This is a genomic window from Leisingera sp. NJS201, from assembly GCF_004535885.1.
Classification (GTDB): domain Bacteria; phylum Pseudomonadota; class Alphaproteobacteria; order Rhodobacterales; family Rhodobacteraceae; genus Leisingera.
The window spans coordinates 1,413,313-1,432,541 of the sequence record NZ_CP038234.1; the positions used below are offsets into that span (position 1 = coordinate 1,413,313).

Below are 19,229 nucleotides of genomic sequence, written 5' to 3' on the forward strand. Positions count from 1 at the left end.
TTCTGTCAGACCATCATTTCCTTGGTCGCGGTCAGTTTCAAGTCCGGATAGTCGCGCACCACCCGGTCGATGTCCCATTGCAGCCGCGTCAGATACACAACATCGCCGTCGTGATCATGGGCGATGTGCTGCTTGTTGGCGTTGGTGAACTTGTCCACGGCTGCCCGCTCCCCGCTGACCCAGCGGGCCGAGGTGAACTGGCTGGCCTCAAACCGCACCGGCAGGCCGTATTCCATCTCGATTCTCGAGGCCAGAACCTCGAACTGCAACTGGCCGACAACGCCGACGATGAAGCCGGAGCCGATCGAGGGCTTGAACACTTTGGCAGCCCCTTCTTCGGCAAACTGCATCAGCGCCTTTTCCAGATGCTTGGCCTTCATCGGATCGCCCGCCCGCACACCTTGCAGCAGTTCCGGTGCAAACGACGGGATGCCGGTGACCCTGATTGCCTCGCCCTCGGTCAGCGTATCGCCAATACGCAGCTGGCCGTGGTTTGGTATGCCGATGATATCGCCGGCCCAGGCCTCTTCCGCCAGCTCGCGGTCCGAGGCCAGGAACAGCACAGGGTTGGAAATCGCCATCGGCTTTTTGGTGCGCACATGGGTCAGTTTCATGCCGCGTTTGAAATGCCCCGACGCCATGCGGACAAAAGCCACCCGGTCGCGGTGCTTGGGGTCCATATTGGCCTGCACCTTGAAAACGAAACCCGCGACCTTTTTTTCTTCCGGCGCCACCTGGCGGGGCTGGGCGGATTGCGGCTGCGGTTCGGGGCCATAGGCGCCGATACCGTCCATCAGCTCTTTCACACCGAACGAGTTGATCGCCGAGCCGAACCAGATCGGGGTCATATGCCCCTCCAGCACCGATTGAGGGTCCAGTGCGGGCAGCAGTTCGCGGGCCATCTCGACCTCTTCCAACAGCTGTTCCAGCAGGTGTTCCGGCACATGTTCAGCCAGCTTTGGGTCATCCAAGCCGTTGATTTCAATGCTTTCTGCAACCTTGTTGCGGTCGGCGCGGTCCATCAGCTCCAGCCGGTCTCGCAGCATGTCATAACAGCCGATGAATTCGCGGCCGACGCCGATCGGCCAGCTGGCAGGTGTCACGTCAATTGCCAGATTCTGCTGGATCTCATCGATGATCTCAAAGGTGTCCCGGCTTTCCCGGTCCATTTTGTTACAGAAGGTCAGGATCGGCAGGTCGCGCAGGCGGCAGACTTCAAACAGTTTCTGGGTCTGGCTTTCCACACCCTTGGCGCCGTCGATCACCATCACTGCCGCATCCACCGCCGTCAGCGTGCGGTAAGTATCCTCGGAGAAGTCCGAGTGGCCGGGCGTATCCACCAGGTTAAAGCGGAAGCCGCTGAAATCAAACGACATCGCCGAGGCAGAGACCGAGATTCCGCGGTCTTTTTCCATCTGCATGAAGTCCGAACGCGTGCGCCGCGCCTCACCCTTGGCGCGCACCTGGCCGGCCATCTGAATCGCACCGCCGTAAAGCAGGAACTTTTCAGTCAGCGTGGTCTTGCCGGCGTCAGGGTGCGAAATGATCGCAAAGGTCCGGCGCCGAGCAATTTCGGGCGGCAGTTCGGGGTGGTTTGAAGCGGTGTCCAACATGGGGGTGGCTGTATCCAGAATCCGCAAGCGTGGCAAGGAAAACAGGGGCCGCCGCCGGGCAAGCTGCCGGCCATCAAGCGGCAACAAACAGATCCAAATTCCGGTTTGCCTATGTTTCGCTAACGAATATCTTGTAAGTCTATTTGAATGAATGCGGGCAACCGGATTTGAAAACTATGCCACTGCAGGAATAACTCGTGCAACAAGATGAATTTTCCGATCATTTTGAAGTTTTGGACTCAGTCGAAATTGCAGTGATCGTCCTGAAAGTGGGGGGCGACGGCCTGCCGCGCTATGTGGCAATGAATACAAAGGCGCGGGAATTCACCAAGCTCGGATTTGACGATTTCGCCGGCAAAACCGCGCTTGAGCTTTATGGCGGGGCGACTGGCCGCCGCGCCTTGAACCACCACCTTGACGTCATTGCTGCAGGCAGGGAAGCCACCTACGACATCGTCCTTCCGGCTGTTCAGAAAACAAAATACCTCAGCACGACGCTGCGGCCTGTCTTCAATGATAACGGCAGGCTGGTTTACCTTGTCGGCTCCTCCACCGATATCACGTCTGAGCGTGAGCGGGACGAGGCGCTGGAACTCACCCGGCTGGCTCTGGACAAGGCGGAGGAGGCAAGCCAGGCAAAAGAGCGGTTTCTGGCCAACATGAGCCACGAAATCAGAACCCCGATGAACGGCATTCTCGGGATGTGTGAATTGCTGAAAGAAACAGAACTTGACGACCAGCAGGCTTTGTTTGCGGACACGATTTTCAATTCGGCCACCGCCTTGCTGAGCGTGATCAACGACGTCCTGGATTTTTCCAAAATTCAGGCGGACAAAATCTCATTGCGGGATGCTCCCTTTTCCCTGTTGGACCTTGTCCAGGATGTGGGGACCCTGCTGTGGGCAAAGGCGGCGTACAAGGGGCTCGATCTTCGCACCGATTATCCCGCTGACGCCCCGCGGGCTTTTATCGGGGACGCCAGCAAGATCCGGCAAATCCTGATGAACCTGCTGGGTAATGCGATCAAATTCACCGGCACCGGCCATGTCACTGCCAGTGTTTCCTATGACCCTGGCGCAGCGAAACTGCCGCTGCGCATCTCTGTAAGCGACACCGGCCCGGGGATCGACCAATCGCAGATTGAACAGATTTTTTCTGCGTTCGAACAGGTCAACCGCCAGACCACAAGGGTGGTAGAGGGCACCGGCCTGGGACTGGCGATCACCCGGGCGCTGGTTGAGCGGATGGGCGGCAGGATCGACGTGGCATCGGTGCCGGGGCAGGGGGCGGTCTTTACGGTCCATCTGGATTTAAGGCAGGCGGATGCAGAGGATGGTGCCGCCAGCCCGGAAGACGGCGTTTCCTGCGTTCAGGATCAAAGACTGGCGTTGAATATTCAGGCGGCAAACACCCCGTCAGAGCTGCCGGCAGAGGCGTTGAAGGGGATGAAGATCCTTGTCGCCGAAGACAACAGGACCAACCAGCTGGTGGTCAGGAAGATGTTGAAACCTACTGGCGCAGACCTGCAGTTTGCGGCCAACGGGCAGCTCGCCTTTGAGGCATATATCTCTGCCGGCTGCGACCTGATCCTGATGGATCTGTCGATGCCGGTTCTGGGCGGGCTCGAGGCCACTCGGAAAATCCGGCAGTATGAGCAGGACGCCGCGCTGCCGGAATGCCCGATCATTGCGCTGACAGCCAATGCGCAGCCTAGCGACGTGGAGGCTTGCATGGCCGTGGGGATGAACGATTTTCTGTCCAAACCCTTCCGCAAGGCTGAGCTTTTGGCGCGTATCCTGCGGTAGACGGGGGCAATTGCGCAAAGTACCTGCTGCAGGTTTCCCAGGCCGGGGCTTGCCGGCCTGGTCTGCTGCACCAACGCAATCCCGCGCATCTCAAGCGCGGCACACCTGTGTGTCCGCATCCAGGATCATTAAGGATATGCCGCGCGCCCGCAGCTCGCTGTTGCCGTGTCAACAGCCGCTGCAGGCAGCAACGGGAAGGATAGGCCCAGAGACCGGGTGCCCGCTTCAGATGTTCAGCCGTTTTGCCCTGCGGCCGGTGAGTGCGTATTATGCGCTGCAGTAGATAGGAGGTGTGCAGATATCCCACAAATCCTGCAACGCGCCCAATACCTTCCGCGTGCCGGCTGAAGAGATCGGCTTCACAATGTAGCCGCTCACGTTCCGGGCGTAGGCCCGGGATATGTCTTTCGGATTTTCGGATGTCGTAAACATGAAAACGATGTGGCTGGAAATATCTTCCTTTGCCCTCATGGCGTCCAGGAATTCATGCCCGTTCATGCGCGGCATGTTGATGTCCAGCAGAATGAAAAAGGGGTGCGGAACGTCCTGCAGCTTGTCGGTGGTCAGGATTTCCAGCGCTTCCAGCCCATCGCATGCCCGGACAATTTGTGCAGCAGGGGAGAGTTTCTTCAGAGTGCGCTCCAGAATAAGCGCATCCAGGTCATTGTCCTCGACCAAAAGGATATTCATTTCGTGCTCTCCACGTCAGGCGGCTTTCTCTTGGTTTGCAGAGGAGTGTGCAGCCCCTTTGTTCGGCCAGCTAAACCTGAAATCAGCGCCGTGTCCAACCTCGGATTTCAACTCAACCCCAAACCCATGCTGTTCGACCGTTTTTTTCACAATAGCCAAGCCAATGCCAGTGCTTTCAGGCTGGTTCGGGCGCCGCAGAGTTTGAAAGACTTCGAAAATTTTAGTATGGAATTCCGGCGCAATACCGTCGCCATCGTCCCTTACAGATATGTCATACCGGTCGCCTGCGTCCACAATGCTGACGGATATCTTCGCGGTGTCCGGCGCGGGATGGTACTTGACCGCATTGCCAACAAGGTTTTCCAGGACACGGCGGAAGTTGAAGGTATCCGTGGCAATGGTTTCCACGTCTCCCAGCCGCTCAAGCTGGCCATCGGAAAGGCTGAAATCCGATTTCAGTGTTTCAATCACCTCGCCAAGGTTGAGTATCTGTTCAGCTTCCTCATGTTTTCCAATACGCGAAAATTCCATCACACCTTGGGTCAGATCGTTCATCCGGCCCACTCGTTCAGTGATCCGCGCCAGGTTGGCAGCAACCTCGGGGTCTGCATTTGCGGATTGAAAATAGTCTTCCAGATCTTCCAGGATCATCTCGGTAAGCGTGCTTATGCCGCGAACGGGCGTCTTTAAGTCATGTGAGGTGATGTAGACAAACTGTTCCAGTTCCGCGTTGGCCTTGGCCAGCTTCGCGGTCTCCTGCTGCAGATCGGCCGTAACCCTTTCCGCATAAGCCTGGGCGCGCTGGTTTGACCGGCTCATGAAAAACAACAGCGAAATGACCAAGGCTTCGATCACCAGGCCGGCAATCAGTATTAAAGTCGGCTGAGAATAGGAGTTTGCCTGGCGGAACCCAAGATTGGTGCGGATATCAATGGTCCATTTTCTGCCGTATATTTCCAGCAGCACCTTCTCTGCAAACTTGGGAGCGGGATCAAACTGGGGATCTGCCGGGTCATGTTCATTATAGATCCGCTCTCCTTGGTCGCTGATACTGAACCGCACATTCCTCAGCTCCTTGGACAGCAGGCCGGCCATCAGTTTCCGGACCACGAACGGCGCGTAGACCATGCCGTCAAAGCGCTGCTCGCGCTCTGATTGGCTGTCAGCGTCTCCTCCGGAATAAAAGGGGGCGTAAAACAGGAAACCCGGTGTGCTGCTTTCGTCCTGAACAAGTACAATGGGGCCGGTAATCCTGGCTTCGCCACTTGAGCGGCTGTCCAATGCGGCATTCCGCCGGTTGAGTTCGTGGGCAACGTCCAGTCCCACGGCCGCTGCATTCAGATCCTCTGGCTCAATGAACGAGATCGGCAAGTGAATGCTGTTGCCATGCGCGGGATAGACTGAAAAATCCGGCCGTTCCGTCCGCCGGGTCCGCAGGTAGCTGTCAAATTGGGACGGGTCAACATGGTGAATGACGCCGATCCCGTTGATCCCCGGGTACCTTTCGTCAACCCGCAGGGAATGCGCGAAGATTTTCCACTGCTCATAGCTCATGTCGCCATCATTGGATTGGATGGCTGATACACCGGCCCATAGGGCTTCTTCGTATTTCTCCATGCGGGCTGCAATCAAGCCGACGGCCTGATCGCGGGCTGCATTAAAGGCATTTTCGACACGGTTTTGCGTCTGCGTTTCGGCGTAGAGCCAGGCGCCGATGGTCATCATCAGCGACAGGCCAATGACCAGTGCATGGATCAGCGAGAGGTGACTGTTCCTGAAGAATAAGCGCCATTTCTGAATAGGGGAAATCGTCTTCATCGGTGTGCTCACAGCCCGCTATGCGTCCAGCGCATTCTACCTTTGCAGTCCTTAATGAACGATAAATTCGCATCTGGGTTGTGGTTCGTTTGTACGCGCAGCCCAATCCGGGATTATGTTGCCCGGAGAACACGCGGAAGCAGAAAATTAGCGCAGCGAGGCCCGCTTCAGCAGACCCACTGCATCGGGGCGGTCCAGCAGTGACCGGCTCACGTCCAGGCCATGGGCGCCGCGCTTGTGCTGCGCTGGCAGGGTGCCGGGGCGCAAAGTCCAGAAATCGTCCGGCAAAGCCGGGCTGGTCACCGGGTCAAGGAAGGTGCTCTCAGCCGCAATCCCCTCGGCATAGATGATGTGGTGACGGTCGAACAGAATCTGGAAATAGTCGGCAAAGCCGCCGTCCAGCACCACCACGGTGCCGCCATTCACCAGGTCGCGGGCGCGGACCAGGACCTCCGGCGCGCCGGCGCCGATTTCGTCGCTGCGCTGATAGACCATCAGCCGGTGGGCGGGGCTGACTATCAGGTCGTTTGCGTTGTTCAAGGCGCCCTGGCGGATCAGGATCGGGGCCAGATCCCCAACCGCGCGCAGGGTGGACTGGCCAACCCAGCGCACCTCCTGAATACCGTCGTCCCGGGTCAGGACACGGTCGCCTGCGCGCATGTCTTCGATCAGGCGCTGCGCGCCGGTGGCCAGCGTGATGCGGGTGCCGCGGGTAAAGGAGACGCAGGCGGATTGCGCCAGCTTGCGCCGGGCCGATTTGCGCCCGGCCTTGACCAGCGTATAGGGCATATGCGCCTGCAAAGGGGCCAGCGGCACCAGAAAAATACCGGCAATCAGCCCGTCACCGTCCACTTCGACCATTACCAGGATCTCGGTATTGGGGCCGCTATCGGGCATCAGCGTCAGCAGGCAGTCCAGATGCAGCGCCGCACCCGGGGTGCCCAGGGCGGTGTCGCCGGCGATGCGGAAACTGCCATCGTGATGGGTGGCGATGCTCAGCCGCTGCGGCGGCACCGGGTTGTTCAGCAGGTAGATGTCGTCCAGCACCAGGTCCTCGAGCACGCCTAGGGGATCGCCCATGTTGGCGCCGTATTCGACGCGGAAACGCTCGGCCGGGTAGGCCTGGACGGAGGAGAGGCTGGCGGTCAAAATCTGTCCCATGTGCGGCCGGTATTCGATTCCATATGCGGGCCCGCAGGCCGGGCCGTCAATTAGATTTGCTGTGAGAATGTGGCGGAAAGGGGGTGGGAAGGGGCAAATTTTCCGGCAGTTTCACGCTGTCGGCTGATTGCGGTCCGGCCGGCCGCGGGGCTGGCCATCCGGGTGCAGGCGGTGCAAGCTCCGCGAAACGGACAAGATTCCCGAGGGAGAACGACGATGGATCTGGGTATTTCGGGCAAGCGCGCGCTGGTCTGTGCCAGCAGCAAAGGGCTGGGTCTGGGCTGCGCCGAGGCGCTGGCAGAGGCTGGTGTGAACCTGGTGATGAACGCCCGCGGTGCGGAGGCGCTGGAGGTGTCAGCGCAGGCGGTCCGCGATCAGTACGGCGTGGATGTGGTCACCGTCGCGGCGGATGTGACCACCGAAGACGGTCGGAAACAGGTGCTGGATGCGGCTGGCGGCGTGGATATTCTGGTGACTAACGCGGGCGGCCCGCCGCCGGGCATGTGGACCGACTGGGACCGCGAGGATTTTCTCAGCGCGCTGGATGCCAACATGCTGACCCCGATTGCGCTGATCAAGGCGCTGGTGCCCGGCATGATCGACCGCGGCTGGGGCCGGGTGGTCAACATCACCTCGGTTTCGGTCAAATCGCCGATCCCGGTGCTGGGGCTGTCGAACGCGGCGCGCGCGGGCCTGACCGGCTATGTCGCGGGCACCGCGCGGCAGGTGGCCGGCCAGGGCGTCATCATCAACAACCTGCAGCCCGGCATCCACGCCACTGACCGTGCCGTTTCGCTGGATGACGGTGCGGCCAAGGCGCAGGGGATCACGGCTGAAGAAGCCAAGACACAGCGCTGCGCCACCATACCGGCGGGCCGCTATGGCACCCGGGCCGAGTTCGGCGCCACCTGCGCCTTCATGTGTTCGCAGCACGCCGGTTTCATGGTTGGTCAGAACATCCTTCTGGATGGCGGCGCCACCAACACCACGATGTAAGGAACGCAGAAATGGCCAGCGGTTTTTCCCTGAAGGACCAGCTGTTCAACCGCGACAAGGTCCGCTATCTGGCGGGCCTTTTTTCAGCGGCTGAGGCTGGATTTGATGCTGAGGCGTTTGAAGCCCAGGTGATGGCAAAACTGCCGGAGCTGGAGCTGAAACAGCGGATCGTTTTGATTGCGCAAGTGCTGGCGGATCATCTGCCACAGGCTTTGCCCGAGGCTGCACCGATCCTGTTGAAAGCACTGCCGCCGCCATTGGACCCTGGTAAGACCGACGATGATTTCGGTGATTTTATCTTTGCGCCTCTGGGGGAGTATGTGGCGGCCAAAGGCGCCGGGGCGCATCCCGGCCTGTCGCTTGACCTGCTGGAGGAGATCACCCAGCGGTTCTCCATGGAGTGGGCGATCCGCCCCTTTCTGAACCGCTGGCCGGATGTGGTTCTGGCGCGCTTGGGGAATGGTCCACCCATTCCAGCTATCATGTACGGCGACTTGTCAGCGAGGGCACCCGGCCGCGCCTGCCCTGGGGCGAGGCAGTGGGGCTGACCCTGTCGGATCCGCTGCCGCTGCTGGACCAGCTGCACGGCGACGGCACCCGCTATGTCACGCGGTCGGTCGCCAACCATCTGAACGACATTGCCAAAAAGGACCCGGATCTGGTGATGGACCGGCTGCAGAGCTGGCACGGCGCAGGGGTTCAGGACCGCAAGGAATTGGACTGGATGACCTCCCATGCCTTGCGCGGGCTGGTCAAGGCGGGCCATCCGCGGGCGATGGCGATGCTGGGCTATGACCCGGAACTGGCATTGGAAGCGCTGATTGAGGTGCCGGACAAGGTGCGTATCGGTGCGGCCTTGGATTTCACCTGCCGGCTGGAAGGCGCGGCTGGCGCGCCGGTTCTGGTGGATTATATCCTGCATTTCCAGCGCCCTGGCGGCAAGGCCTCGGCCAAGGTGTTCAAGCTGAAACAGGCAAAGATCACCAATGGCAGGCTGGAGCTGGCCAAGAAACACAGGCTGAAAGGCGATGCCACAACGTTCAAGCTGGTGCCCGGGCCGCACCGGATTGAGCTGATGGTGAACGGCAAAATACGGGCCGGAGCCGCGTTTGAGCTGCTGCCGGAAAGCTGAATCTTCTCCTTCCGCCCGGTCGATAGGCCGGGCAGCGCCGATCCCGCCGCCCACGCTCCATCACAGTTGCGTCAGGCCGCCCGCTGCCCGGATTGCCGCCTATCTTGCACGCCGCTATCCCAGTGGTCCGGAACCACAGGAAAGGCGTCCCCATGAAACATGAAAACGTGCAGACCTATTACGGCGAGGTGCTGCAGGGCAGCGACGACCTCCAGACCAACGCTTGCTGTACTCCGGATGACATGCCGGACCATGTGAAGGCGGTTCTGTCGAAAATCCATGACGAGGTGCTGACCCGCTATTACGGCTGCGGGCTGATCGCGCCGGAAGCGCTGGCGGGTGCGCGGATCCTCGATCTGGGCTGCGGCGCGGGCCGCGATGTTTACGCGCTGTCTGCACTGGTGGGGGAGGATGGCAAGGTTGTCGGTGTCGATATGACCCCGGCGCAGCTGGACGTCGCCCGCCGCCATCAGGACTACCACGCCGAGGCCTTTGGCTATGCCAAGTCGAACGTCGAATTTCATCACGGCTACATTGAACAGCTGGAGGATCTGGACCTGGAGCCGGGCTCGTTTGACATCATCGTCTCCAACTGTGTGATCAACCTGGCCACCGACAAGGGCGCGGTGCTGCGCGGCGCGCATCACCTGCTGAAAGAGGGCGGCGAGATGTATTTCTCGGACGTCTATGCCGACCGCCGGGTGCCGCAGGCGATGGCGGAGGATGAGGTGCTCTATGGCGAATGCCTGTCCGGCGCGCTCTATTGGAACGACTTCCTGAGCATTGCAAAGGATTCCGGATTCAAAGACCCGCGCATGGTGGCCTCGCGGCTGCTGACGATCGAGAACCCGGCGCTGGAGACACGTGTTCAGCCGCTGAAGTTTCTCTCGGCCACCTACCGGTTGTTCAAACTGTCAGCACTTGAACCGGCCTGCGAGGATTACGGCCAGGCGGTGATCTATAAAGGCACCATCGAACACGCGCCGCATGTCTTTGCGCTGGATGATCATCATGTGATCGAGGCGGGCAAGGTGTTTCCTGTCTGCGGCAATACCTGGATGATGCTGCAGGGCGGCCGTCTGGCGGCGCATTTCGACTTCATCGGCTCGTTTGAAACTCACTACGGGATCTTTGCGGGCTGCGGTGGCAATTCGCCTTTCAACGGGCTGGAACAGGACGGTGCCGCGCAGGGCTGCTGCTAGAGCGGCTTGCGGCCTTGCGGCAGGGTTGCTATCCCGGCGTGACCCCAGCGTTTCGCGCGGAAAACAGCCCCGAGGCCCCATGAACACTGCCCCCGCCGACCTGATCAGCACGCAAACGCCGCCGCGTCTGGAGATCCGCAGCATCAAGCGCTTCTTTGAGGGGCGCGCGGTGGTGGATGACGTTTCGCTGCAGATCCAGGCGGGGCAGGTGACCTGCCTGCTGGGGCCTTCGGGCTGCGGCAAATCCACCACGCTGCGGATGATCGCCGGGGTGGAGATGCAGGACAGCGGCGAGATTTACGTGGATGGCAGGCTGATCTGCGACACCGTGTTCCGGGTGCCGCCGGAGCGGCGCGAAATCGGGCTGATGTTCCAGGATTTCGCCCTGTTTCCGCACCTGAGCGTCGCTGATAACGTCGGTTTCGGCCTGAAGGGCAGCAAGGATGAGAAACGCGCCCGGGTTGAGGAACTCTTGAACCGGGTGGCGCTGAAACGTTTCATTGACGGCTACCCGCACCAGCTGTCGGGCGGCGAGCAGCAGCGGGTGGCATTGGCCCGCGCGATTGCGCCGCGGCCACGGATCATGCTGATGGATGAGCCGTTCTCGGGGCTTGATAACCGTCTGCGCGACGGCATCCGGGATGAGACGCTGAGCCTGCTGAAGGAAGAAGACACCGCCGTTCTGCTGGTAACGCATGAGCCGGAAGAGGCGATGCGCATGGCCGACGAGATCGCGCTGATGCGCGGCGGGAAAATCGTGCAGCAAGGCGCGCCCTACAACGTCTATACCCATCCGGTGGACAAGGCCGCGGTTGCGTTCTTCAGCGATGTGAATGTGCTGAAGGCCGAAGTGCGCGGAGCATTGGCCGAGACCGCATTCGGCCAGTTTCTGGCCCCCGGCGTGCCGGATGGAACCGCGGTCGAGATCGTGTTCCGCCCGCAGCATCTGCGGATTGATTTCGACCGGGCGGGCAAGGGCCGCTGCCGACCCCAGCGACGGGGTGCCTGCGCGCGCGGTGGTGGAACGGGCGCGGTTCCTGGGCAGCGAGAGCCTGGTTGAATTCCGGATGGAGTTCGACGGCTCAATCCTGAGGGCCACGGTGCCCAATGTGTTCTTGCCGGAAAAAGGCCGGGTGATGTGGCTGACGGTGCGCCGCAACCGCTGTTTTGTCTTTCCTGCGTGATAGTTGAAGGGCATTTTTGTCTCCAAATAGCCAGGAGGTGCAGTTGCAGGATAGCTATCGGATCAGGGCATTGAGCGGCGCGGAAATCCAGATTGCCGTTGACTGGGCCGCGCGTGAAGGCTGGAACCCCGGCCATCGGGACGCGGCCTGTTTCAGCTCCGCCGATCCAAAAGGGTTCTGGGGCGGTTTTCTGGACGGGCAGATGATTGCTTGCATCTCGGTGGTGAATTACGGGCAGGCGTTTGCCTTCCTCGGTTTCTACATCGTTGCATCACAGCATCGCGGGCAGGGGTATGGCTATGCCCTGTGGCAAAAGGCGCTGGAACACGCCGGGAGCCGGGTTGTTGGCCTGGACGGTGTGGTGGACCAGCAAGGGAACTACCGCCGCTCCGGCTTTGAACTGGCCTACCGCAATATCCGCTTTGGCGGGGTGCTGTCCGGCGGCTTGGCGGTTTCGCAGGATTATGAGGTGACACCGCTGACAGAACCAGGGGCAGAGCTGGAGGCGCTGGATGCCCGCGTCTTCCCAGCGCCGCGCCGGGGTTCTGGCAGCATTGGCTGGGGGCTGAGGGGCATGTGTCCTGCGCCGCGCATCAGCATGGCGGCCTTGCCGCTTTCGGCACCCTGCGGCGCTGTGCCAGCGGCTGCAAGATCGGGCCGCTTGTTGCCACGTCGCGCCCGGCGGCAGAAGTTGTGCTGGCTCGGCTGCTGCAAGAACTTCCGGAAGGGCAGGCGGTGTTTCTGGATGTGCCGGAACCTCATGCTGCTGCGGTGGATCTGGCGCGCTCCCTGGGATTGGCGCCGGTTTTTGAAACCGCCCGGATGTACCGCGGTGCGGCGCCGCAGCTGGAAACGGATCTGATCTACGGTGTCACCAGTTTCGAGCTGGGATAGGGGGCGCTGCCCCCGGCCCTGCGGGCCTCCCCCGGAGTATTTTTGCAAAGGTGAATACCGGGACTCAGGAGCCGTATGGGTCGTAGTCCTGCAGGCGTTTGCCGGGTTCGTCGACGAAGAGTTCCGGCAGGGCGGAGGCGTCCTCGATCAGGTCGACGCGGAACACCCTGAAGGCGCCGCGGGTCTCGCACCAGGCGGTAAGGGTCCAGACCCGGCCCCAGTATTCCATGTGCAGAGGGCGGATCCTGCGGTCTGTCAGGGTGCCGTCGATGCGGCGGTAGCTGAGCTGCAGTTTCTGACGGGCTTTGATCGCGGCGCGCAGGGCCGGCATATGGGCAAGGGCGCGCGCTGCGTCAGAGAAGGGGTAGACCGCGAATTTCCAGGCGTCGGCTTCGGCGATGGTCTGTTCCGGCAGCACTGCGTCCACCTTGGCCGCCAATGACTGGGCTGCGGATTTGAGGTCCGGGTCGGCGGCCTCGGCCACGATTGCCATGCCGAGATTCAGCGCTTCCAGTTCTTCCGGCGTCAGCGTCAGCGGCGGCAGGCTGATCTGCTCGCGCACCATATAGCCGACACCGCGCTCTCCTTCGACCGGCACGCCGGAAGCCGCCAGCGTATCCATGTCGCGGTAGATGGTGCGGGTCGAGACCTCCAGCCGTTCGGCAATGTCCAGGGCGCGGTGCAGCTTCCCGTCGCGCAGGATCTGGATGATTTCAAAAAGGCGGTCGGTGCGGCGCATGGGAACAACCCTTGGCGCGGGACAGGGTGCAAGGTCAAGAGCAGCGCCCGGCAGGGCTGCCGGACGCCGCCGGGTTCAGGTCAGGACGCCATGCCCCACAGTACGGTTTCATGGCGCATATTGGCCGTATCCGGCGCAATTGCTGCCATCAGATCGCCGCAAAAATCCTGATTGTGGAATTCCGCCGCGACCTTGCGGGCCGTTTCCATGTCCTTCCAGATCACATAGTCGGTCCAGCTGCCGTCCTCTCCCTGGCTCAGCTGCCGGTGGACAAACCCTGCCTGGGCACGGACAAAAGCCTCGGTTGCCTGACTGAGAGAGACAAATTTCTCGGGACTCACGCCTGCGGCCAGTTTGAAAGTCACGATTTCGGCGACATGTTTGCTCATCACGTTTCTCCTTTGGTGTTTGTGATGGGGTGGATTTACCGGGCTGCAACTGACATATAGCTGTCAGTTGACTGCGGGCTGCCTGCAAAAAACGCGGAATCCGGGGTTTGCGGGTGCATTGCGCGCGCAGAGTTGCTTTCGCTCAACGCGCAGCCCGCGCTAAACCCGTAGCGAATAATTCCACTGGCGCCGCTGATCCGCGCTGGAACAAGAAGGAGAGACTCTCATGCTCAACAACATCGGCCTGCCTGGCATTCTGCTTATCGCTGTCGTGGTTCTGGTCCTGTTCGGCCGCGGCAAGATTTCCTCGCTGATGGGCGAAGTCGGCAAAGGCATCACCTCGTTCAAGAAGGGCATCAGCGAAGGCAGCAAGGAGCTGGAAGAAGATACCGCCGCCGAAGCGAAAGACGTCACGCCCGAGACCGAAAAAGACAAGGCATAACCGTCTATGTTTGATCTTGGGTGGACCGAACTGCTGGTCATTGGCGTGGTCGCGCTGATCGTCGTCGGCCCCAAGGACCTGCCGGTGCTGTTCCGAAATGTGGGACGGTTCGTGGGCAAGGCCAAGGGGATGGCGCGCGAATTCAGCCGGGCGATGCATGACGCGGCGGATGAGGCCGGGGTCAACGATATGGCCAAGGGCCTCAAGGCTGCATCGAACCCCATGGGCTCTGCCATGGACGGGGTGAAACAGGCAGCGCAGGAAATGGCCAAATCGATCGACCCGACCAAATTCGACCCCGAAAGCGAAACCGGCAAGCTGGCTGCTGAGCGGGCTGAGGACGCCAAGAAGATTCAGGCGTCTACTGCGCGTGCCGCAGCTGAACGCAAGGCGCGCGAGGCCGAAGCGGCGCTGGCCAAGGCCGAGGAGGCCGAGGCGGCGCTGAAGCCTGCGGCGCCGAAAACGGAAGAAGAGGCCAAATCATGAGCAACACGGATGAGATCGATGACTCAACCGCGCCGCTGATCGAGCATCTGGCCGAACTGCGCAACCGGCTGATTCATTCGGTTGCGGCCTTTATCGTCGGTATGGTGATCTGTTTCACCGTTGCGACGCCGGTGTTCAACTTTCTCACTGCGCCCTTGTGCCAGGTACTGGCCGAGGGCGGACAGGACTGTGCGCTGATCTTCATCAGCCCGCAGGAGGGTTTCTTTGTCGCGATCAAGATCTCCTTCCTGGGCGGCTTTATCCTGGCATTTCCCTATATCGGCTTCCAGATGTGGCGCTTTGTGGCGCCGGGGCTCTACAAGAATGAAAAGGGCGCGTTCCTGCCCTTCATGATTGCCTCGCCCTTTATGTTCATCCTGGGCGCCAGCTTTGCCTTCTACGTGGTGACACCGCTGGCCTATGACTTTTTCCTTGGGTTCCAGCAGTTCGGCAACAGTGGCGAAGCTGTCACCGGCGAGGAAGTGAACCAGGGCCTTAGCGTGGTCTTCCAGGGCTCGGCGCAGGAATATCTGAACCTGACCATCAAGTTCATCGTGGCCTTTGGCCTGTGCTTCCAGCTGCCGGTGCTGCTGACGCTGATGGGCAAGGCCGGGCTGGTCAGCGCCGACGGCCTGGGCGCCGTCCGCAAATATGCGGTGGTGGCGATTCTGGTGCTGGCAGCATTGGTGACGCCGCCGGATGTGATCACGCAAGTGATCCTGTTTGTGGTGGTCTACGGCCTCTACGAGATCTCGATCTTCCTGGTCCGCCGGGTTGAGGTCAAGCGTGAAGCCAAGCTGCGCGCCGAGGGGTATTATGACGATGAGGATGACGGCGCGGACGAGATGGACGCCCATCCCGACGATCCGATGATGGCTGAATTCGAAGCTGAAGACGGCAAAGACAAGTAGGCCGGCGATGGCATGAAACAGAAAGGCGCGCTGGCAACGGCGCGCCTTTTTCCTTTCTGCGAGAATTGATCAATGGCAGTGAAATCAGGTCTCCGGCCTTGACGTCCGCAGTCAGCCCTTGTTCGCAGCGCTGATTATCTTGCGCATCAGCCCCTTGAACTGTTCTCTCTCCTCCTTTGACAAAGGGGCAAGGGACTGCTCGTTCTGTGCGTTGGCGGCCTGATATGCGCTGTCCCGCGGAGCCTGTCCTGCTGCAGTCAGCCAGATTTGCTGTGACCGCGCGTCCGACGGGTGTTTCTTCCTGACGATCAGCCCGTCTCTTTCCATGCGGTTCAGCGTGTTTGCAAGGGTCGCCTGTTCCAACGCCAGTTTTTCAAGCAGCTCGCGCTGAGTCACCCCGTCTTTGACCCAGAGTTCCAGCAGGATCGGGAATTGCCCAATGGTAATCCCAAGCGGGGTGATACGTTCCTGCAAACCGGCGGCAAACAGGCGGGCGGTGTGATTCACCAGATAACCGGCAGAGGTTTGTTTTTCGAATTTCATGTGCCAGATCTGCACTTGAATAGCATGCTATGCAATGATACATAGCATGCTATGTTAATGTGAAAGGAGCCAGCATGCCTGGAATTGCAGAACTTGACGCCGCCGTCACACTTGCCGAACAGATGGATGCCGAAGAAGGCCCGGTTGTTCTGATGAACCTGTTCACCATCGACCCGGCTGACGAGCAAGCCCTGTTGGATGCCTGGGCGCATGACGCTGATTTCATGAAGGCGCAGCCCGGGTACATTTCGACACAGATGCACAAGGGTATCGCTGGCAGCGCGACCTATGTGAACTATGCTGTCTGGCAGGACGTGCAAAGCTTTCGTGCGGCATTCATGCACCCCGAATTCCAACGCCGCATTGCACAGTACCCGGAAAGCGCAACCGCCAAGCCGCATCTCTTCAAAAAATTGGCTGTCGCCAATCATTGTGTCGCTTGATTGATCCCGGATCAGATTGAAATGAAACAGAAAATCCATGCAGCCGCTGGTGTTGCCGCCTTCCTGATCATCCTGACGTTCTGGACGTCCACAGTGCTCAGCGAGATTTTGGGAACACCGGAAACCATTGCTCTGGTCAAATCCAGAATCCTAATGGGAATGTTTGCGCTGATTCCGGCGATGGTCCTTGCCGGGGGCTCTGGCATGGCGATCGGACGCCGGCGCAAGGATGCCCCGGCCCGTGCAAAAATGAAGCGCATGCCCCTTATTGCCGCAAATGGAGTGCTGGTTCTCCTGCCGGCAGCTTTCTTTCTTGAGGCACGGGCAAGCGCCGGAAATTTTGACATTGCCTTCATCGTCGTGCAGGGCATTGAGTTATTGGCCGGTGCGCTGAACCTTGCAATGATGGGCTTGAACATCCGGGATGGCCGCAGAATGGCCGCACGCAGAAAAAGCATGGCCTAGGCTTGCGGCCATGCTCCCTGTCTCTCCGCTCTTGCCGCCCCGCCTGGAACATGCTTTGAAATCCGGCAACTGACGGACGGAGGCACCCCATGGACCAGATCGCATTGACCCGTATCGCCGAGGCGCTGGAGCGGATGGCGCCGGCACCTTTGGATACACCTGATTTCGACGCAGCCCGCGCCTTTGTCTGGCATGTTGGGCCGGAGCGTCTGGAAGCGGTGGAACAGGTCAACCGGGTTGATCTGGATCTGCTGGTCGGCATCAACCGCTCCCGCGATACGCTGCTGGAAAACACCCGCCGGTTTGCCCAAGGGTTTGCGGCCAACAACGCGTTGTTGTGGGGCGCGCGGGGGATGGGGAAATCCAGCCTTGTCAAAGCCGTGCATGGCGCGCTGGCGGCCGATCACCCGAAGCTGAAACTGGTGGAGCTCCAGCGCGAGGATCTGCCCTCGGTGGCGCGTCTGTTGAACCACCTGCGCGGCTCGGAGAACCGGTTTATCCTGTTTTGCGACGACCTGTCGTTCAGCCATGACGACCAGCATTACAAAAGCCTCAAGGCGGTGCTGGACGGCGGTATCGAGGGGCGGCCGGAAAATGTGGTGTTCTACGCCACCTCGAACCGGCGCCACCTGATGCCGCGGGACATGATTGAGAACGAACGCTCCAGCGCCATCAACCCGTCGGAATCGGTGGAGGAGAAGGTTTCGCTGTCGGACCGGTTCGGCCTGTGGCTGGGTTTCCATCCGTGTGATCAGGACGAATACCTGGCGATGATTGCGGGCTATTGCGCAGCTTATGGCGTCGAGGCGGATGCAGAGGAGCTGCGGGCGGCGGCGATTGAATGGCAGGCGACCCGCGGCGCGCGGTCGGGCCGGGTGGCCTGGCAGTTTTTTACTGACCTGGCCGGGCGGCACGGGGTGGCGCTGCGATAGGCCGCAACGGGCCCCGCAAAACCCGAAACAAGAAAAGCCCGGCGGTTTTGCCGGGCTTTCGTTTGTTCGCAGATCCTTACCGCCGTCAGTTCAAGTAGCTCAGCGGGTCGATACTCTCAAATCCGTCGCGCACTTCGAAATGCACATAGGCATCGTCGCCGCCGCGCAGCGACGCGATGCGCTGGCCGCGGACCACGCTTTCGCCCTTCTTCACGGTGATGTTGCCAACGTTCTGATAGACCGTCAGCAGTTTCTGGCTGTGGCGGATCACCACAATCGGCACATTATTGGAATCCTTAGTGATCGCAGCCACAGTTCCGGCCTCGGCGGCATTCACCGGCGCACCGGCAGCGGCAGCGATGTCGATACCGTCATTACGCCCCTTGGAGTAGGTTTTGACGATCTTGCCCTGCACCGGATAGGCCATGGCAGCACTGCTGGCGCGGGTGGGTTTGGGCAGCTCCGGCTTGGGCAGGGTTTCCGCCGCAGGTTTGACAGCGGCGGGCTCGACCTTTTCTTCCGGCAACGGCTGGCTGGCGCTTGGCGGCACCGGCGTTTCGGAACCGGCCCCCGGTTCGGTGACTGCCACGGCAGCAGCGGCCGGGGCCGGCCGGGGTGCGGGCTCTTCTTTCAAGGGGATCAGCAGGAACTGGCCTTCGCGCACCGCAAAATCGCTGCCCAGGCCGTTCCATTCCGCCAGCGATTTCACCGGCACCTGGTAAAGCCTTGAGATAGTATAGGCGGTCTCGCCGCGTTTCACCTTGTGGCGCACCGGCTCGGGGCCGGCCTGCACCTTGGGCGGCTGCGGCTTGGGCACCGGCTGGATTGCAGTAGGGGTGACGGAACCGGGGTTGGGCGAGGTCAGCGGCGCGGTGTCAATGGCCTGGCCCGCCAGCGTTGCAATATCGACGGATCCCGCAGTGGCGCTGCCAGGCAGGCTGTCCGGCGCGCGGCGCGGCAGCGCCAGCACTTCGCCCTGGCGCATCTTGTCACCGGTTTCCATGCCGTTGAACCGGGCCACTTCCGCAGGCGGCAGGCCGATGCGGGCCGCGACGTCCGAAACCGTATCGCCGCGCTGCGCCACCGCCACCTGATAAGAGGGGTAGGAGATCAGGCCGCGGGCATCCGGCGAAGGCCGGTTCGCGGTTGCAGACTGCGCCGCGCCTGCCGTGTTAAAGGCGCCCAATTGGCCGCGCAGATCGTAGTCCAGCGGGCCCTGGCAGGCGGCCAGCACCCCGGTTAGCATCCCGGCCAGCGGCAATGCGGCCAGCAGCCTTGCACGGGGCAGGCCGCGGAATGCGGTCCGGTTGGGGGGGTCCGGGTCATTTTGCTCTCCTCAAAACACGCTTCCCCTTTTTCGCGGGGGTTCGCTCGCGTCAATCAC

The 19,229-nt window shown here is 60.9% G+C and carries 18 protein-coding genes and 3 pseudogenes; 13 read left to right on the forward strand and 8 right to left on the reverse strand.

Going from position 1 to position 19,229, the window contains the following annotated elements; translation table 11 throughout:
- Nucleotides 1-5 precede the first annotated feature (5 nt).
- Nucleotides 6-1,613, reverse strand: a complete 1,608-nt coding sequence (locus tag ETW23_RS06950) for a peptide chain release factor 3 (RefSeq protein ID WP_129371377.1) — start codon at nucleotides 1,611-1,613, stop codon at nucleotides 6-8.
- 197 nt (nucleotides 1,614-1,810) lie between these two features.
- Between ETW23_RS06950 and ETW23_RS06955 the strand changes: the two genes are divergently transcribed.
- Nucleotides 1,811-3,418: an ATP-binding protein gene (locus ETW23_RS06955; protein WP_134829548.1), complete on the forward strand. Its 1,608-nt coding sequence runs from the start codon at nucleotides 1,811-1,813 to the stop codon at nucleotides 3,416-3,418.
- A gap of 267 nt (nucleotides 3,419-3,685) precedes the next feature.
- On the opposite strand, the gene ETW23_RS06960 is transcribed toward ETW23_RS06955, so the two are convergent.
- The 3 genes from ETW23_RS06960 to ETW23_RS06970 form a co-directional block, all read right to left on the reverse strand.
- Entirely contained in the window at nucleotides 3,686-4,096 is a 411-nt protein-coding gene (locus tag ETW23_RS06960) for a response regulator (RefSeq protein WP_247676725.1), read from the reverse strand.
- A gap of 27 nt (nucleotides 4,097-4,123) precedes the next feature.
- A complete protein-coding gene (locus tag ETW23_RS06965) occupies nucleotides 4,124-5,926 on the reverse strand; it encodes a CHASE domain-containing protein (protein ID WP_134829550.1) in 1,803 nt (600 codons plus the stop codon).
- 147 nt (nucleotides 5,927-6,073) lie between these two features.
- Nucleotides 6,074-7,087 carry a Hint domain-containing protein gene (locus ETW23_RS06970; RefSeq protein WP_129371374.1) on the reverse strand — a complete coding sequence of 338 codons (1,014 nt, stop codon included), beginning with the start codon at nucleotides 7,085-7,087 and terminating at the stop codon, nucleotides 6,074-6,076.
- Between the two features lie 216 nt (nucleotides 7,088-7,303).
- Between ETW23_RS06970 and ETW23_RS06975 the strand changes: the two genes are divergently transcribed.
- The 6 genes and pseudogenes from ETW23_RS06975 to ETW23_RS25795 all read left to right on the forward strand — a co-directional run bounded on the left by ETW23_RS06975 (nucleotide 7,304) and on the right by ETW23_RS25795 (nucleotide 12,495).
- On the forward strand, nucleotides 7,304-8,083 hold the full coding sequence (locus ETW23_RS06975) for an SDR family oxidoreductase (RefSeq protein ID WP_134829551.1): 780 nt from the start codon (nucleotides 7,304-7,306) through the stop codon (nucleotides 8,081-8,083).
- 11 nt (nucleotides 8,084-8,094) lie between these two features.
- Nucleotides 8,095-9,215 (forward strand): annotated as a pseudogene (locus tag ETW23_RS06980) (hypothetical protein).
- 152 nt (nucleotides 9,216-9,367) lie between these two features.
- Entirely contained in the window at nucleotides 9,368-10,417 is a 1,050-nt protein-coding gene (locus ETW23_RS06985; RefSeq protein ID WP_134829552.1) for a methyltransferase domain-containing protein, read from the forward strand.
- 79 nt (nucleotides 10,418-10,496) lie between these two features.
- A pseudogene (locus tag ETW23_RS06990) lies at nucleotides 10,497-11,601 on the forward strand (ABC transporter ATP-binding protein).
- A gap of 37 nt (nucleotides 11,602-11,638) precedes the next feature.
- Nucleotides 11,639-11,941: pseudogene (locus tag ETW23_RS25790) on the forward strand (GNAT family N-acetyltransferase); the annotation flags it as partial.
- 236 nt (nucleotides 11,942-12,177) lie between these two features.
- A complete protein-coding gene (locus ETW23_RS25795; RefSeq protein WP_254695200.1) occupies nucleotides 12,178-12,495 on the forward strand; it encodes a hypothetical protein in 318 nt (105 codons plus the stop codon).
- 64 nt (nucleotides 12,496-12,559) lie between these two features.
- Here the strand turns inward: ETW23_RS25795 and ETW23_RS07000 are convergent, their stop codons facing one another.
- Together ETW23_RS07000 and ETW23_RS07005 are read right to left on the reverse strand one after the other, a co-directional pair.
- Nucleotides 12,560-13,234 (reverse strand): YafY family protein, encoded by a 675-nt coding sequence (locus ETW23_RS07000; RefSeq protein WP_129371368.1) that lies wholly within the window; start codon nucleotides 13,232-13,234, stop codon nucleotides 12,560-12,562.
- Nucleotides 13,235-13,314: 80 nt separating this feature from the next.
- On the reverse strand, nucleotides 13,315-13,623 hold the full coding sequence (locus ETW23_RS07005) for a hypothetical protein (protein ID WP_134829553.1): 309 nt from the start codon (nucleotides 13,621-13,623) through the stop codon (nucleotides 13,315-13,317).
- Nucleotides 13,624-13,849: 226 nt separating this feature from the next.
- Between ETW23_RS07005 and ETW23_RS07010 the strand changes: the two genes are divergently transcribed.
- The 3 genes from ETW23_RS07010 to tatC are packed head-to-tail and all read left to right on the forward strand — an operon-like array spanning nucleotide 13,850 to nucleotide 15,462.
- Complete coding sequence (locus ETW23_RS07010) at nucleotides 13,850-14,065, forward strand: twin-arginine translocase TatA/TatE family subunit (RefSeq protein ID WP_129371366.1); 216 nt, start codon at nucleotides 13,850-13,852, stop codon at nucleotides 14,063-14,065.
- A 6-nt stretch (nucleotides 14,066-14,071) separates the two neighbouring features.
- A complete protein-coding gene (gene tatB, locus ETW23_RS07015; RefSeq protein WP_134829554.1) occupies nucleotides 14,072-14,551 on the forward strand; it encodes a Sec-independent protein translocase protein TatB in 480 nt (159 codons plus the stop codon).
- Entirely contained in the window at nucleotides 14,548-15,462 is a 915-nt protein-coding gene (gene tatC, locus ETW23_RS07020) for a twin-arginine translocase subunit TatC (protein ID WP_129371364.1), read from the forward strand. Before tatB ends, tatC begins: the two co-directional genes overlap by 4 nt.
- Before the next feature lie 111 nt (nucleotides 15,463-15,573).
- On the opposite strand, the gene ETW23_RS07025 is transcribed toward tatC, so the two are convergent.
- Nucleotides 15,574-16,005 carry a MarR family winged helix-turn-helix transcriptional regulator gene (locus tag ETW23_RS07025; RefSeq protein WP_134829555.1) on the reverse strand — a complete coding sequence of 144 codons (432 nt, stop codon included), beginning with the start codon at nucleotides 16,003-16,005 and terminating at the stop codon, nucleotides 15,574-15,576.
- Between the two features lie 74 nt (nucleotides 16,006-16,079).
- Between ETW23_RS07025 and ETW23_RS07030 the strand changes: the two genes are divergently transcribed.
- The 3 genes from ETW23_RS07030 (at nucleotide 16,080) to ETW23_RS07040 (ending at nucleotide 17,845) form a co-directional block, all read left to right on the forward strand.
- Entirely contained in the window at nucleotides 16,080-16,448 is a 369-nt protein-coding gene (locus ETW23_RS07030) for an antibiotic biosynthesis monooxygenase (RefSeq protein ID WP_129371362.1), read from the forward strand.
- A 21-nt stretch (nucleotides 16,449-16,469) separates the two neighbouring features.
- Nucleotides 16,470-16,913: a hypothetical protein gene (locus ETW23_RS07035; protein ID WP_134829556.1), complete on the forward strand. Its 444-nt coding sequence runs from the start codon at nucleotides 16,470-16,472 to the stop codon at nucleotides 16,911-16,913.
- An 89-nt stretch (nucleotides 16,914-17,002) separates the two neighbouring features.
- The gene (locus ETW23_RS07040) at nucleotides 17,003-17,845 is read left to right on the forward strand and encodes an ATP-binding protein (RefSeq protein ID WP_134829557.1); all 843 of its coding nucleotides are present in this window, start codon (nucleotides 17,003-17,005) and stop codon (nucleotides 17,843-17,845) included.
- Between the two features lie 85 nt (nucleotides 17,846-17,930).
- Here the strand turns inward: ETW23_RS07040 and ETW23_RS07045 are convergent, their stop codons facing one another.
- On the reverse strand, nucleotides 17,931-19,091 hold the full coding sequence (locus ETW23_RS07045; RefSeq protein ID WP_254695201.1) for a peptidoglycan DD-metalloendopeptidase family protein: 1,161 nt from the start codon (nucleotides 19,089-19,091) through the stop codon (nucleotides 17,931-17,933).
- Nucleotides 19,092-19,229 lie beyond the last annotated feature (138 nt).